We start from the raw sequence: 15,037 nt of genomic DNA on the forward strand, positions 1-15,037 counted from the left end.
ACCTCTCGCCCTGCCGAGAATGCACAACGAGTGTTGCGCAATGATCGTTGTTCTTATATCGTCGGGGCATGACTCCCCGCGATACCCGCCGAACCACGCTCACGTCGGCCGCCTCAATGCGGGTGCTCGCGCATCCGACCCGTCTGCGTCTGCTGGGACTGCTGCGCGAACTCGGACCGCAGACCGCGGCGCAGCTCGGCGACATCGTGGACGAGGCCCCGGGCACCATCAGCTACCACCTCGGCAAGCTGGCCTCCATCGCGTTGATCGAGCCCGCCGAGGCGCAGAGCAGCGACCAGCGCGAACACTGGTGGCAGGCCACCACCGCGCTCACCAGCTGGGAGCCCGCCGATCTGCTCGACGATCCCGACCAGCTCGCCGCCTCGGCGAGCCTGCAGAAGTCGATCGCCCAGGCCTACGCCGCCCGGTACACCGACTACATCGACGCAACACCGAACCTCCCCCGCGACTGGGTCGGCGCCGCCGCCAGCGGTGACCGCAGCCTGCGCCTGACCGTCGAGGAGCTCACCGCCATGCGCGCCGAACTCGAGGCGCTCGTGGACCGCTGGGTCGAGACCGGGGCCGCCCACGACCCCGCCGGCAGCGACGGCGCCGAACCCGTGGTGCTGGTCTACCAGGCCTATCGCCGACCCTGACCGGCCCACCGATGACCACACCCACCACGGAGGCGCGCCCCCGCGACCGCCGCGCCACCGGTTCCCTCACCGCGCTGCTCACCGCGCACGCCATCTCCCAAACGGGCAACGTCGTGACCGCGTTCGCCATCCCCTTTTACGTGCTCGGCCTCGGCGGCTCCGGGGTCGAGGTGGGCGTCGCCGCGTTCTTCGCCACCGCCCCGGTGGTGATCGGCGGAGCGCTCGGAGGGGTCGTCGTCGACAGGGTCGGCCACCGCCGCGCGGCCATCGTCGCCGACCTGGTCAGCGGAGCGACCGTGCTGACCATCCCGGTGCTCGCCCTCACCGTCGGCCTGCCGTTCTGGGCACTCCTCTTATTGGTGTTCGCCGGCGGCCTGCTGGACACCCCCGGGCAGACCGCCCGGCGGGTGATGCTGCCGAGCCTGACCGCCCGGGCAGGAGTACGCCTCGAGCAGAGCGTCGGCCTGCTCGACGGCTCGGAACGCTTCGCGAGGCTGATCGGCGCCTCCATCGCCGGCCTGCTCGTGGCGCTGGTGGGGCCGATGGCGGCCCTGTTCGTCAACGCCGCCACCTTCGCGGTCTCGGCGCTGCTCACCTGGGCGTTCGTGGCCGTTCTGCCCGCCGACTCCGCCCAAACCACGGCCGTCGACCGCTCCGACGCGCCCCGAACCAGCTACTGGGCCGACCTCGCCGAGGGATTCCAGTTTGTCATCCACGACCCGCTGATGCGGCTGATTGTGGGCCTGGTTCTCATCACGAACCTGTTCGACGCGGCCCGCGGTGCGACCCTGCTGCCCCTCTACGCGAACGATCGCCTGGGCGGCGCGGCCGTGCTGGGTCTGCTGGTCGCGGTCATGGGCGGATGCGCCCTAATCGGCAACGTCGTCTTCGGTTTCGTCGCCCACCGCGTTCCTCGCCGGCTGACGTTTGCGGCGTGCTTCGCCCTGGCCGGCGGGCCCTCGAGCGCAGCCTTCGCCCTCGGCGCTCCACTGCCCGTGCTCGTCGCCATGACCGCCCTGTCCGGCCTGGCCGCCGGGGCGATCAACCCGATCCTGGGCACAGTGGAGCTCGAACGCGTTCCCCCGCACATGCGCGGCCGGGTGTTCGGCATGATCAACGCCGGCGCCTGGGCGGGCGTGCCGTTCGGCGCCCTGCTCGGCGGTATCGCCGCCGACACCATCGGCCTCGCGGCATCCTTCGGCATCATCGCCGTCGCCTACACTCTCGTCACGCTGAGCCCGCTCACCGGTGGCGCCTGGCGCCAGATGGAGCGGCAGCCGGCGCCGACGACCGACACCTGATCCACCGCGGCTGCCCGTGGCTGCCCGCGGCTGCCCTGATGTCGCGCCAGCGGCGCTATGCGGGTGCAGCGCCGCTATGCGGGTGGCGCGCCACCCGCATACCGGCGCCTCGCCCGCACAACGACATCGAGCCAGCCCAGACCGTCCCCGAGCTCGCGCGTTGGCCCAACCACGTCGTTGATCTGCATCGGCCCAGCCCACCTGGCCCCCGGCACGATGGCCGCCGCGCTAGGGTTCGTGCCGACGTCCTCGACAGTCCCTCAGGTGGGCCACCTTAGGCTGAGCCCATGCAGAGCAACGCCGTCATCGTGCCCCGGGACCAGAGCTGGTGATCGCCGACAGCCAAGCGACACGCAGCCGTCGACTATTCATCACCGGGGTCATCCTGATCGACCTGATCGCGGTCGCCATCGCCTTCTGGCCGGTGCTTGTTCTCGGCTTGGGGCTCCAGGCGATCGGCGACGCCAACGGCTGGTGGCCGGGCGATCCCAATTCGAACGATGGTGAAGAGGTCTTCGCCACTATCGTCGGAGCGGTCGGTCTGCTGATCGTGCTGGTGGCGGCGGCGGTTCCAGTGGCACTTCTCGCGCGGCGGCAGCGGCAACCGGTGTTCCGCTCAACCGCGCGCAACACGCTCTACCTTCTGGGCGTCTGCCTCGTGGTCGGCATCCTGCTCGTCATTTTCTGACGGGGGCCGCTGAGACCGAGGGACGAACGATTAAGAGGAGATAGGTCGCAAATTAGGATGCTGCGCCCGATTCCGTCTTAATAAAGTCACTGTTTCCTCTTTTCGAGGTGCCGGCCGGCTCAGGATGCGTTGACGTTGATCAGCACCTCGTTGCGCCGCAGGAACGCGGGCTTGAACGGTGGATCGTAGCGGGCGAATCGCGGCGGCCCGACCGGGGTGAGCCCGGCGGCCGAGATGGCCTGCCGCAGTTCGTCGAGGTGCCGCGTGTAGCTGTCCTGCGTCCAGCGCCCGCGGTAACGGATGACGGCCACGAGTGCCTCAGGCACGGCACGCAGGTGCACCTCGCTGTTGGTCGGGCGCGGGGCGCTGTCGATGGTGAGGCTCGCCGGCAGAACGAACGCCACCCGGTAGCCGCCGTCCGCGGCATCCCCGGCATCGACAGGCTCCTGCACCACCGGGGCGGTCATAGCAATCCGCGATCCGGCGGCATCCTGCACCACCGGCGCCGTCATCGCCACCTTGGTGCGGGAGACGTTCTCTCCGCTGATGTAGGCGAACAGAGAACGGAAGGCCCGGTTGCCGGCCTCGTCGAACGGCCCACCGACCACGATTTCGGCCAGCACATGGCCGGGATAGCGGCGCACCTCGAAGTCGTCGTACCTCTGCACACTGTCGTACGGCTGCTTTTCGGTCACACCCCCACGCTACAACGCACCCCGCCCGCGACCATGATCGGTCGGGGCGGGGTACGAACGAAAGCAGTGCCGAGAACTAGACGGCGGCCGGAGCAGCTTCCGGCTTCGTGTAATTGTGGTGGGCCTGCGCCACGGCTTCGTCGAACTCCGCCTCAATCTCCATCGACGGCTTGTAGGTGGCCAGCGAGACCACCACGGTCACCAGCAGGCTCGCGAGGAAGCCCGGCACGATCTCATACATCGTGGCACTCAGCTCGGAGTTGCCCCAGACGAACACAACCACGGCACCGGTGACCATGCCCGCCAGGGCACCCCAGGTGGAGAGCTTCTTCCAGTACAGCGAGAGCAGCACCACAGGGCCGAACGCCGCACCGAAACCGGCCCAGGCAAAGCCGACCAGTTCCAGGATGGTCGAATCCCGGTTCAGTGCGATCAGCCCGGCGACGAGGGCCACCAGCAGCACACCCAGACGGCCGAGCATGACCAGCTGCTTGGGCGTCGCATCCTTCTTGCCCACGATCTTGTACAGGTCCTCGACCAGGGCCGACGAGCAGACGATCAGCTGCGACGAGATGGTGCTCATGATCGCGGCCAGCACCGCCGCCAGCACCAGACCGGCGACGAACGGGTGGAACAGGATCTGCGAGAGGAGCAGGAACACGGTTTCCGGGTTGTCCAGGGTGACGTCGGGGTTCTGCTGGAAGTAGGCGATGCCGATCAGCGCCGTGGCCAGGGCGCCGAGGGCGGTGAGGATCATCCAGCCGATGCCAATCCGGCGGCCGGCTTTGGCGTCCTGCGGGCTTCGCAGCGCCATGAACCGCACGAGGATGTGCGGCTGGCCGACGTAGCCCAGGCCCCACGCGGCGGCGGAGATGACGCCGAGCACGGATCCGCCGGCGGTGAGCGAGAGCAGGTCGGGGTTGACCTCGCGGATGGAGTCGATGGTGGCGCCGATGCCGCCGGTGGCGGAGAGGGCCACCACGGGCACCACGATCAGGGCGGCGAGCATCAGCAGGCCCTGCGCGACGTCGGTGAGGGTGGCGCCGAGGAAGCCGCCGAAGAGGGTGTAGAGCAGGGTGACGCCGGCGACGATGAGCATCCCGGCCAGGAAGGTGGAGCCGAACGAGTTCTCGAAGAACACCCCGCCGGCGACCATGCCGGAGGACACGTAGAACGTGAAGAACACCAGGATGATCACACCGGAGACCACGCGCAGCAGACGCGAGGTGTCCTTGAGCCGATTCTCGAAGAAGCTCGGGATGGTGATGGAGTTGTTGGACACGTGGGTGTACGAGCGCAGCCGCGGGGCCACGAACTTCCAGTTCAGCCAGGCGCCGATGGTGAGGCCGATCGCGATCCACGCCTCCACCAGACCGGACACGTAGATGGCGCCGGGCAGGCCGAGCAGCAGCCAACCGGACATGTCGGATGCGCCGGCGCTGAGCGCCGCGGTGCCGGGCTTCAGGCCGCGGCCGGCGAGCATGTAGTCGTCCAGATCCTTCGTTTGCCGAAAGGCAAACCAGCCGATCGCGAGCATCCCGGCGAAGTACAGCACAATCGCCGCCAACTGAAAAGTTTGATCCGTCATTGGAGTTCCTTTTGTTCGGATGCCCGGCCTGCGGGCACTCGGATGCCGCAAGCGGGCACGAGAAGTCGTCAAGTTTCACACACAAACGAGTTTCTGTGAAGTCGCACAGCCCGAACGGCGTCGCCACGGGGTCGTTCACCGGCTCGGTTACGGCGTGGACGGATTGGTCCGTCCGGTCGCCGGGATCAGGGTCTCGAGCTCGTCGAGCAGGGCAGTGCCGGCGGCGTCGTGTCGGATCGCCTGGCCCAGCGCTTCGGCGGCCTGTCGGTAGTCGTCGGTGCCCAGCACCGTGCTCACGCCCCGGGCGATTCGCGGTGCTGGTGCGCGCCGCGACACCGCCACGCCGGCGCCGCGGGCCGTGACCCGGGCGGCGTTGTCGGCCTGGTCGCGGCCGTGGTGCAGGATCACCAGGGGCAGTCCCGCCGCGAGCGCCTTGATGACGGTGCCGTGGCCACCGTGGGTGACGACGAGGCTGGCCTGGCGCATCACCTCGCGGTGCGGCGCCGAATCCACCACCGTGACATTCGCCGGTGCCCGGAGCGCGTCGGCGGGAACCGTGGGCCCCGTGGTCACCAGGCCCCGCACGGGCAGGCTGCCGAGCGCGTCGACGACCCGTTGCAGGCAGTCCACCTGGTTCTGGAATGTGGAGGACATCGCGACCAGGACCAGCGGGTTGTCACCGGCCGGCGCGGCCCATTTCTCCTCGGCCGCCCAGGCCGGATCGTCCAGGATCGGCCCCACATAGCGGGCGTTGTGCGGCAGCGTCGCCGGAAAGTCGAACGCCCGGGAGGTGAGCACGAGCTGACGTCGGGCGTGATGGATCTGGTCCCACATGTGCGCGACCGGGCCGAGACCGTAGTCGGACCGCACCGCGTTGATCTTCTCCAGCGCGTACCGGTCGATCATCCGGGCGCCCAGGGCGGTCATGGTCTCATCCCGCAGTCGCCCGAGCGGTCCGTGCACGGGTGACAGCCCGGACCCGAACGGCGGCATGCCCGCGGCCGGCAACGGGTAGGAGTTGGGGAGCAGCACGTCGAACGGGCATCCGTGGGCCTCGGCGGCGATCATGGCGCCGAGCGCAAAGGAGGAGGTGACCAGCAGATCCGGCCGCACGGCGTCCAAAGCGACCGTCGTGTCCCTGGCCTGGGCCGGCGCCGGACCGGTGAACATGTAGTCGGCGATCACCCGCGCGAGGCTCGTCGGGGTGCGCAGCTCATAGTCGCGGAACGCCTCGGCCGGGCTCCACCGGCAGGGCACGAACATCGCGCCGGTGCTGCGCACCTGGTCCGCCAGCGACTTGTCCGCGAGCACGGTGACTCGGTGCCCCCGGTCGACCAGCCGGCGGGCGACACCGAGCTCCGGAGGAACGGTGCCACCGCCGTCGGTGAGGACGAACAGGTAGGTGCGCGGTGTGACGGTGCTCTCGGAGGTCGACGCGTCGCCGGTCATGCCGGTGATAGTACGCCGATTGCCGGTTCCGGCGACGACCGCGCCGGTTTCTAGACGACCGCCAGCTCGGCGCCGAGCACGGCGTGGGTGATGAGGCGGTCCAGCGCTCGCACGTCGACGGCCTTGCCCACCTTGATCTTGATGTGACCGGCGCGCGTCCACAACTCGATTTCCCCGTTCATGTCGAGCGAGCCGGCGTTCTCCGACGACCACATGTTCACGCTGGAGTACGGCAGCGAGTACATCTCGACCTTCTTGCCGGTGATCCCCTGAGCATCCCGCACGATAAGACGCTTGGTCGTGAACACCGCGCTGTCCCGGAACGTCTTGTACGCCGCGACCGCCTTCTCCCCCGGAACAAGCATGGGTTCAACGTCGGCCGGGATCGGAACCTCGGAGACGAATGTCCAGGCGGTGATTGCAGCGGTATCCATGGGAGTCCTTTGGGTCAGGTTCACCGCGTCTGAACGGATGCGGCACGGCCAATCTATTGCTCGTCGGCCACGCGCTCGGGCAGCGGCAGACCCCCATAGCGGGGCTTCCGATGCGCCCTACCGCGGTCGCCGCAACCGGATCGGCCCCTTCGCGGTCGACGGATCCACCACGGAACCACCCTGCGTGATCTGCAGTTCTCCGCGGGCGACCATCCGCCGGGCGGCTCGTCGGGCCGGCTCCATGAGGTCGCGCCACTCCTCGCCGCCGATTGCCCGCGCCGCGTCGGACGGACAGATCGTGGCTTCCTGCGCCCGCGCATTCAGCAGGGTCACGATGGTCTCCTCCAGCCGGAGGTCGGTCGAGTTGACGCCGTGTGAGCGGCACGCGGCGGAGCAGTATTTCACCGCATCCCAGTTGTCAGCCCACTTGGCGCGCCACTCGATGCGCCGTCCACACGAGGCGCAGGTCTTGTCTGCCCGATCATCGGGAGAGGCGGGGGTGCGTTGACGGTGGGCCATGCCTTCTATCCTGCGGGATTCCTGCCCTGAGCGCTCGCCTACTGGCCGGCCGCCACGTCGATCAGCACCTTCCCCACCACGTCGCTCTCCACCAGCGCGTGAGCATCCGCCGTGTGCGCGAGATCGGTGCGGTGCAGCGGGAGCCCGGCCTCCTCCCCCACGGCGAGCGCGCCGTCGACGAGGGCGGCGGTGATGTCCTCGGCCGCGGCCCGAATCGCGTCCATCCCCACCGTGTAGAGCAGCACGAACTGGTAGCGCACGTTGAGGCTGAAGTGCTGGCGCACGTCGAGGGTCATCTGGTCGCCGCCGTTGTTGGCGTAGACCGCGATCGACCCACGATTGCGGATGACCGCCAGGTCGAGCCGCGCATTCTGGGCGGGTGCGACCTCCACGATCAGGTCCACCCCCTCCGGTGCGATCGCTCGGATCTGGGCGACGATGTCCGGGTCGGTGTAGGTGAGCACGTGCTGAGCGCCGGCGGCGGTGGCCAGTGCCGCCTTCTCCGGTGAGCTCACGGTGGTGATGACGGATGCTCCGGCCCACCGGGCCAACTGGATTGCGGCATGCCCGACCGCCCCGGCGCCGCCCGCCACGAGCACCACCTCGCCGGCCAGCGCCCCCGGCTGCAGCCGGCGCGGACCGTCTTCGGCCACCGTCAACGCGCGATGCGCCGTGATCGCCGGCACCCCGAGGCTGGCGCCCTGGTCGAAGCTCGCGTTCGCCGGCAGCCCGAAGACGCGTTCCGCGGGGAGCACGGCGTATTCCTGGGCCGAGCCGCTGTTCGCCCGCTGGTACGCGGCGAGCGCCAGCCAGACCCGGTCGCCCACCGCGACATGCTGCACGCCGGCGCCGACCGCGTCCACGATGCCGGCACCGTCCTGGCCGGGCACGACATCGTCGAATGCCAGCTTCTCGCCTGCTGCCGAGCCGCGACGCGATTTCCAGTCGGTGGGGTTCACCCCGCTGACCACCATTCGCACCCGCACCTCGCCCGCGCCGGGTTCGGTCACCGGCCGATCCACAAGCTGAAGCACGGACGGGTCACCGGTCTGGCTGTACACAATGGCTTTCATATCAGGGGCAACGCTGTCGGGAGCGGAAAGGTTCCCTCGCGCCGGGTCGAGGTCGCCGCCGGAACGTCTGTCTCGCCCTCGCGGCCACCAGTCGTCGATAGAAGGGGACTACCGGTCGCGAGGGTCAAGCCGGCTCCAGTGCATCCGCGCGTACCGTACCCGGCCGATGTTCACCGCGTTGGGCTGCACGTCTAGCCAAAGCGCGGCGAGCAGGCGCGCCTCCGGGCGCACGTCTTGCCGATGGGGCATCTGCCCGAGAATGCCGAGTTCCTCAATGAGAAACAACCACCATGTTCCATCAAAGGTTGTCGTGACGGTGAAGTTGCGCATGCGGCCTGGTTTCGGGACTTCGGTCCTGCCGAAGAGATCGACCCTACCCTGTGCGCGCGCTGCACGGTATCGACCGGCTCGCCTGGCCCCAGCCTGAGGCGGCCATCACGGATGCAACGCCAGAGGGCGACCCCGCACCGCGGAGCCGCCCTCTGGCGATACTACAAACTCAAGCAGCTAAACGGCCTCGGCCGCCGCCTCCTTCTCCGCCTTGCGACGAGCCTTCTCGGCGTCGAGCACGGCCTTCTCGGCCGCCTTCTCCTCCGCAATCCAGACGTCACGCTTGGCCCCGGGCACCCAGCCCTTGTCCACAACGCGGATCTGGTAGACGATCGCGACGCTGACCAGCACCACGGCGATGAGGATCGCGAGAATCACTGCGAGGCCGCCGCCCACGCCGACGCTGACGCCCACGAGGGTGCCGAACCAGCCGAAGTCGGCGTCACCGAAGGTGCTGTTGGCGAAGCCGAAGTCGCCGAGCACCAGCAGCAGAATGGCGGGCAGGATGGTGATGATCACGCCGTTGACGAAACCACCGATCATCGCGCCGAGGCGTCCACCGGTCGCGTTGCCGTAGACACCGGCTCCACCACCGGTGAAGAAGTGCGGCACCATGCCGGGCAGGATCAGCGCGAGGCCGAAGACCGGGTTCAGCCAGACCGCCAGCACGCCGAGTGCGAGGAGGCCACCGGCGAAGGAGCTCAGGAAGCCGATCAGCACGGCGTTGGCGCCGAACGGGAACACGATCGGGATGTCGAGCGCCGGACGTGCGCCGGGGACGACCTTCTCAGCGATGCCCTGGAACGCGGGAACCAGTTCACCCAAGACGGTGCGCACACCATAGAGGATGATCGCGACGCCGACACCGAACTGCAGGGCCTGCGCGAAGGCGGCCATGATGAACGCACCCGCGTCAGCGGAGCCGAAGATGTCCAGGGCTTCCTGCAGCGGCAGGGCGATGAGGCCCCAGATGGCGAAGACCATGTAGATGAGCACCATCGACAGCGAGGTGGCGACCATCGAGTCGCGCAGGAACTTGAGGCCCTGCGGGAACTTGATGTCTTCGGTGGACTTGCTGCGGCGGCCCACGGCCTGACCGGCGGCACCGGCGGCGATGTAGCCGAGGGTGCCGAAGTGGCCGATGGCGATGGTGTCGTTGCCGGTGATCTTCTTGGTCCACGGGTGCACGAACGCGGGCATGACCACCATGATCACGCCGAGCAGCAGCGCACCGATGAGAACGACGAGCCAGCTGGCCCCGTTGCCGAAGCCGACGGAGAGCACCACGGTGAGCATGGTGGCCATGAAGACCATGTGGTGCCCGGTGAGGAACACGTACTTAAGAGGAGTGAACCGGGCCAGGACCAGCATCACCAGGAACCCGAGGGTGAGCACGTAGGCGCTCTGCGCACCGAACTCGTCCTGCGCGATCGCGGTGATGACCTCGTTGGTGGGGATGACGCCCTGGGCGCCGGTCACCGCGAGGATCAGTGTGCCCAGCGGGTCGAGGGAGCCCACCACGACGTTGGCGCCGGCACCGAGGATCAGGAAGCCGAGGGCCGCCTTGAGTGCGCCGCCGATCACCTGCCCGGAGTTGCGCTTGAGCGCCATGAGCCCGATGGCGGTGATGATGCCGATCAGGTACGCAGGCACGTTGAGGATCTGCTGTCCGATGAAGTTCAGTACGACGACGAGCCACTCCATTGTGGGAGCTCCATATTCTGTGAGAAGGGAAGGTGAAAGGGACTACTCGACGGCGGCGGTGAGCTTCTCGGTGATCTCCTCGAGATCGAAGAAGTTCTTGATGATGATGACCTCGGCGGGCACATCGCCGAGCTCCTCGGCCAGCTCCTCCGAGGTGAGCACGATCTCGGCCGTCTGCGCGGCGCCGCGAGCCACACCCATGTCGGCGGCCTCAACATCCGCATCGATACCGAGCTTGGCGAGAACCTTCTCGGCATTCATTTTCAGGAGCACTGACGTTCCAATGCCCATTCCACAGACGGCGACGATCTTCATGGGGTGCCTTTCGATTGGGTGAGACGAGAGAGTGAAAAGGGGATGCGTGGGGGCCGCGTTACGCAGCAGCGGCGGCGAGTTCGCCGAGCACGGCGCGCACCTCGTCGGAGGAGGTGGCGGTGCGCAGTCGTTCCATGGCCAGGCCGTCGGAGAGCACCCCAGCCAGGGCCCGCATCACCTGGAGGTGAGCGTCGTGGTCCACGGCGGCCAGGCCGATCACGACGGTGACCGGGTCGTTGGCCTTGTTGCCGAATTCCACCGGGGTGGCCAGGCTCACCCAGCTGAGTCCGCCGGTGAGCACCGCGGGCGACGGACGGGAGTGCGCCAGGGCGATGCCCGGGGCGATCACGATGTAGGGGCCGTGCTTCTCGACGGCGTCGATCATTTCGTCGGTGTAGGCAGCCGTGGTGGCACCGCCGGAGACCAGGCCCGCGCCCGCCAGCCGAATCGCGTCGCGCCAGTCGGAGGCATCCGCCTGGGTCTGAATCGACGACAGCGCTTCGGCGAGGTTGAATGCCACGGGTGAACTCCTTTGTTGGGTGCCAGCCGTCTCAACCTGCGAGAGCGACTGGGATGACTGTATAAGCCTAGGCGACCTTTTGTCTACAAGTGCACCAAAGTTTTTTGAGAGGCGTCATCGGCCGTCGGGAGTTGGAACCTATGCGCGGAGCGACACGCCGCTGCCTCCGGCGCGGGTGAGCCGGCTGATGCGGTCGGCTTCGAACAGGGCGTCCTGCGCGATGAGGGAGGCCCCGGTGACCCCGGCGATGTGGCCGAGCCGGGTTTTCTCCACCACCAGGCCCTGCAGCGCGAAGTCCCTGGCGCCGGCGAAGATCGCCTCCCGGATGGGCCCGAGGAACGGCTCACCGGCCTGGGCCAGGTTGCCGCCGATCACCACGGCCTGCGGGTTGAGCAGCCCCACCACGTGGGCCAGGCTCCGCCCGATTGCGGTGCCGGTCTCGCCGAGCAGCCGCAGCACCTCGGCGTCGCCGGCCAGCGCGAGGCCCACGATGTCATTGCTGGTGCGCACGCTCCGGCCCCGGGCCAGCAGCTCCTGGCGCATCACCGCGCCGCTGGCGATCGTCTCGAGGCGCTGCATCCGCGCGCCGCCGGCGCCCACCGCGCTCAGATCGCCGGCACCCCCGCGCGAGCCGTGGTAAATCGAGCCGTCGAGCACAAACGCGAGCCCCACGCCGATGCCGGCCTTGAGCACCGCCACGTCGCGGTAGGAGCTCCACGCACGCCGCACCTCGGCGAGCGCCATGATGTTCACGTCGCGGTCCACCGCGAACACGGCGTGTTCGTACCGGCCGGCGAAGTAGTCCTTCACCAGCACGCCCTCCCACTGGGCGTAGACCTGCGGGGTGGCGAGCTTGCCGGTGACGAAGTCGACAGGGCCGGGCACGCCCACGCCGATGCCCACCACGTCGGCGCGGGTCTTGCCGAGCCTGTCGAGCATGTGGTCGAAGACCTGGCCGGCCCACTCGAAGATCTCCGCCGGGCCCTCGCTCAGCCCAATGTCGGCTTCGTCCTCGCTGAGGATGGTGGAGACCAGGTCGGTGATAGCCAGGCGGGTGTGCGAGCCGCCGATGTCCACGGCCAGCAGCAGCCCGGCGTTCGGGTTCACCGCGAACTCCTCCGGCGGGCGGCCGCCGCGGGAATCGAGCTGCCCCACGCTCACCACGATCTCGGCGAGCAACAACTCGTCGAGCCGCCGGGCCAGGGTGATGCGCGACCAGCCGAGCTGATCGATCAGGTCGCTGCGGGTGGTGGCCCGGCCGGAGCGAATCAAGCCCAGCACCACACCCGAACCGGTGGAGAGAGTGTGCGCCATCGAATTCCCGTTCCTTCCGAAGAACCGGACTGCGCGCTGACACGGCAGCCAAACCCCTTATTGACTTAAGTACATTTGTATACCAAAGTGTCTCGCATGGCTACCGAAACGAAGAAATCCCCGTCAACGACGACGCACACCGAGCTCGACGCCCGAGCCGTGGCGAGCGCCCAAGCCCTGGCCGCCCACGTGGTGCAGGCCAAAGGTCACGGACACGGCGGCACCGCCATGGCATTGGCACCAGTGTCCCACGTGTTGTTCTCCCGGGTCCTGCGCCACTCCCCCGCCCAGCCCGACTGGCCCGCCCGAGACCGGTTCGTTCTTTCCGCCGGTCACGCCAGTCTTTTGCTCTACACCCAGCTGTTCCTCACCGGCTACGGCCTCACCCTCGACGACCTCGCCAAGAGCCGCACGCTGGGCTCGAGAACCCCCGGCCACCCCGAGGTGCACCACACCGTAGGCGTGGAGATGAGCACCGGACCGCTCGGCCAGGGCGTCGCCTCCGCCGTGGGCATGGCCATGGCTGCCCGGCACGAGAGCGCCGTTTTCACCCCCGGCTCCGCCCTGCTCGACCACACCACCTGGGTGCTCGCCGGCGACGGCTGCCTGCAGGAGGGCGTCTCCGGTGAGGCCTCCAGCCTGGCCGGCACCCTCGGCCTCGACAACCTGGTGCTGATCTGGGACGACAACGGCATCACCATCGACTCCGGCACCGACGCGACCTTCACCGAAGACGTGCGCGCCCGGTACCGGGCCTACGGATGGCGGGTGCTCGAGATCGACACCCCCAACGACCTCGACGCCCTCGAGGCCACCCTGCGCGAGGCCGCCGAGCGAACCGGCAAGCCAACCCTGGTGGCCCTCCGCACCGTGATCGGCGCTCCGTCGGCCAAGTTCGGCGGAACCTCCGCCGCGCACTCCGGCGGCTTCGGCGCCGACGAGCTCGCCCTAGTGAAGACCACGCTGGGCTTCGCCCCCGACGCGCCCCTCGGCGACCTCGTGGCCCCCGAGACCCTCGCGCACACCCGCGGCGCCGTCGCCCGCGGCGAGCGGATGCACACCGCCTGGGAGGCCGACCTCGCCGCCTGGGCCACCCGCGAGCCCGAGGCCGCAGCCCGCTGGCGCGCCTTCCGCGGCGGCGAATTCTCCACCGCCGCCCTCGACACCGTGACGCTCGGCGAGCCCGGCGACAAGATCGCCACCCGCAAGACCAACGGCGCCGTGCTCCGCGCCCTGCAGGGCCAGGCCCCACTCTGGGGCGGCTCGGCCGATCTCGCCGGCTCCACCACCGTGGAGGTCGACGGCGACAGGTTCTCCGCCGCCAACCCGGCCGGCGAGTTCATCAGGTTCGGCATCCGCGAGCACGCCATGGCCGCCATCCTCAGCGGCATCGCCCTGCAGGGTCCGTGGCGCCCGTTCGCCTCCACCTACCTGGTGTTCAGCGACTACATGCGCCCGAGCATCCGCCTGGCCGCCCTGATGGGCCTCGGCGCGGTCTACGTGTACACCCACGACTCCGTCGCCGTCGGCGAAGACGGCCCCACCCACCAGCCAGTCGAACAGATCGCGTCACTCCGCACCGTGCCGGGCCTGGACGTCGTGCGCCCCGCCGACTCCGTGGAGGTCGTCGCCGCCTGGCGCCGCATCCTCGCCTCCCCCGACCGCCCGGTCGCGCTCATCCTCAGCCGGCAAGACCTGCCCGTGCTGGCGAGCACCGACACGACGGTGGCCGGGGTGACCGCCGGCGGTTACGTGCGCTGGCAGCACGGCGACGGCCACGACCTGGCGATTATTGCCACCGGCAGCGAGGTGCACCTCGCCATCGACGCCGCCACCCAACTCGCCTCGGTCGGCGTCAACGCCCGGGTGGTCTCGATGCCCTGCGTCGAGTGGCTCGCCGAGCAGAGCGCCGACTACCGCGAGTCGGTGCTGCCAACAGCGCTCCGCGCCCGGGTGGCCGTGGAGGCCGGCCGCGGCGACGCCTGGTACCGCTGGGTGGGTCTGGACGGCCAGGTGGTCTCGGTCGAGGAGTTCGGCGAATCCGGCAGCGGTCCCGAAGTGCTCCGCCTCCGCGGGATCCATCTCGATAACGTCATCTCCGCCGCCTACGAGGCCCTTGGTTCAAGCGTGCTCTACACAGAGTGAGCTTCCACGACCAACATCCCACCAACCGCCAACCGCCAACGCCGCGATCATTTCCGTTGTCATCCAACCCGCGGAATCTCAGAGAAGGCTGAACCGCGATGTAACGCGAGCAAGGGGTGCAGTCCCGAACGAGGCGCCTGAAAGGAGGGAGAGCGCAGACCAAAACGCCATGACCCGAGAGCGAGGACGGCATGTGTCCGTGCTCGCCTCCTCGCACGACACCACGAACATGGGAGCCTCCGATCGGGACATCTTACCGATGGAGTCCGTATTTACGTTTGAGGCATTTCAACAACCGCCACAAGC

General features: G+C 68.8%; 15 protein-coding genes. 4 read left to right on the plus strand and 11 right to left on the minus strand.

The genetic code is table 11. The annotated features are described in order from the left end of the window. The first annotated feature begins 68 nt into the window (after positions 1-68). The 3 genes from E3T22_RS03225 (at position 69) to E3T22_RS03235 (ending at position 2,645) form a co-directional block, all read left to right on the plus strand. Complete coding sequence (locus E3T22_RS03225; protein WP_103461706.1) at positions 69-656, plus strand: helix-turn-helix domain-containing protein; 588 nt, start codon at positions 69-71, stop codon at positions 654-656. 11 nt (positions 657-667) lie between these two features. Beyond that, positions 668-1,957 (plus strand): MFS transporter, encoded by a 1,290-nt coding sequence (locus tag E3T22_RS03230; protein ID WP_134480305.1) that lies wholly within the window; start codon positions 668-670, stop codon positions 1,955-1,957. A gap of 328 nt (positions 1,958-2,285) precedes the next feature. Further along, the gene (locus E3T22_RS03235; protein ID WP_134480307.1) at positions 2,286-2,645 is read left to right on the plus strand and encodes a hypothetical protein; all 360 of its coding nucleotides are present in this window, start codon (positions 2,286-2,288) and stop codon (positions 2,643-2,645) included. A 119-nt stretch (positions 2,646-2,764) separates the two neighbouring features. On the opposite strand, the gene E3T22_RS03240 is transcribed toward E3T22_RS03235, so the two are convergent. From E3T22_RS03240 to E3T22_RS03290, 11 genes are all read right to left on the minus strand, one after another. Then, positions 2,765-3,340: a heme-binding protein gene (locus E3T22_RS03240; protein ID WP_134480309.1), complete on the minus strand. Its 576-nt coding sequence runs from the start codon at positions 3,338-3,340 to the stop codon at positions 2,765-2,767. A 76-nt stretch (positions 3,341-3,416) separates the two neighbouring features. Next, complete coding sequence (gene putP / locus E3T22_RS03245; RefSeq protein ID WP_103430089.1) at positions 3,417-4,928, minus strand: sodium/proline symporter PutP; 1,512 nt, start codon at positions 4,926-4,928, stop codon at positions 3,417-3,419. Positions 4,929-5,075: 147 nt separating this feature from the next. Then, complete coding sequence (locus E3T22_RS03250; RefSeq protein WP_134480311.1) at positions 5,076-6,377, minus strand: glycosyltransferase; 1,302 nt, start codon at positions 6,375-6,377, stop codon at positions 5,076-5,078. A 50-nt stretch (positions 6,378-6,427) separates the two neighbouring features. Further along, a complete protein-coding gene (locus tag E3T22_RS03255; RefSeq protein ID WP_088456872.1) occupies positions 6,428-6,811 on the minus strand; it encodes a PH domain-containing protein in 384 nt (127 codons plus the stop codon). A gap of 117 nt (positions 6,812-6,928) precedes the next feature. Further along, complete coding sequence (locus E3T22_RS03260; protein ID WP_088456873.1) at positions 6,929-7,330, minus strand: DUF2256 and DUF3253 domain-containing protein; 402 nt, start codon at positions 7,328-7,330, stop codon at positions 6,929-6,931. 38 nt (positions 7,331-7,368) lie between these two features. After that, a complete protein-coding gene (locus E3T22_RS03265) occupies positions 7,369-8,403 on the minus strand; it encodes an NADPH:quinone reductase (protein ID WP_134480312.1) in 1,035 nt (344 codons plus the stop codon). Between the two features lie 108 nt (positions 8,404-8,511). Further along, a complete protein-coding gene (locus E3T22_RS03270) occupies positions 8,512-8,733 on the minus strand; it encodes a hypothetical protein (protein ID WP_088456875.1) in 222 nt (73 codons plus the stop codon). Between the two features lie 177 nt (positions 8,734-8,910). Continuing rightward, positions 8,911-10,437, minus strand: a complete 1,527-nt coding sequence (locus tag E3T22_RS03275) for a PTS ascorbate transporter subunit IIC (RefSeq protein WP_103461720.1) — start codon at positions 10,435-10,437, stop codon at positions 8,911-8,913. A 42-nt stretch (positions 10,438-10,479) separates the two neighbouring features. Further along, a complete protein-coding gene (locus E3T22_RS03280; protein ID WP_088456877.1) occupies positions 10,480-10,752 on the minus strand; it encodes a PTS sugar transporter subunit IIB in 273 nt (90 codons plus the stop codon). Between the two features lie 58 nt (positions 10,753-10,810). Next, positions 10,811-11,272: a PTS sugar transporter subunit IIA gene (locus E3T22_RS03285; RefSeq protein WP_134480314.1), complete on the minus strand. Its 462-nt coding sequence runs from the start codon at positions 11,270-11,272 to the stop codon at positions 10,811-10,813. Positions 11,273-11,410: 138 nt separating this feature from the next. Then, complete coding sequence (locus E3T22_RS03290; RefSeq protein ID WP_134480316.1) at positions 11,411-12,586, minus strand: ROK family protein; 1,176 nt, start codon at positions 12,584-12,586, stop codon at positions 11,411-11,413. A 96-nt stretch (positions 12,587-12,682) separates the two neighbouring features. On the opposite strand from E3T22_RS03290, the gene tkt reads away from it, so the two are divergent. Continuing rightward, positions 12,683-14,731, plus strand: a complete 2,049-nt coding sequence (gene tkt, locus E3T22_RS03295) for a transketolase (RefSeq protein WP_134480318.1) — start codon at positions 12,683-12,685, stop codon at positions 14,729-14,731. The last annotated feature ends 306 nt before the right edge of the window (positions 14,732-15,037 follow it).

The sequence above is a fragment of the Cryobacterium sp. TMB3-10 genome (assembly GCF_004402305.1).
Lineage (GTDB): Bacteria > Actinomycetota > Actinomycetes > Actinomycetales > Microbacteriaceae > Cryobacterium > Cryobacterium zongtaii.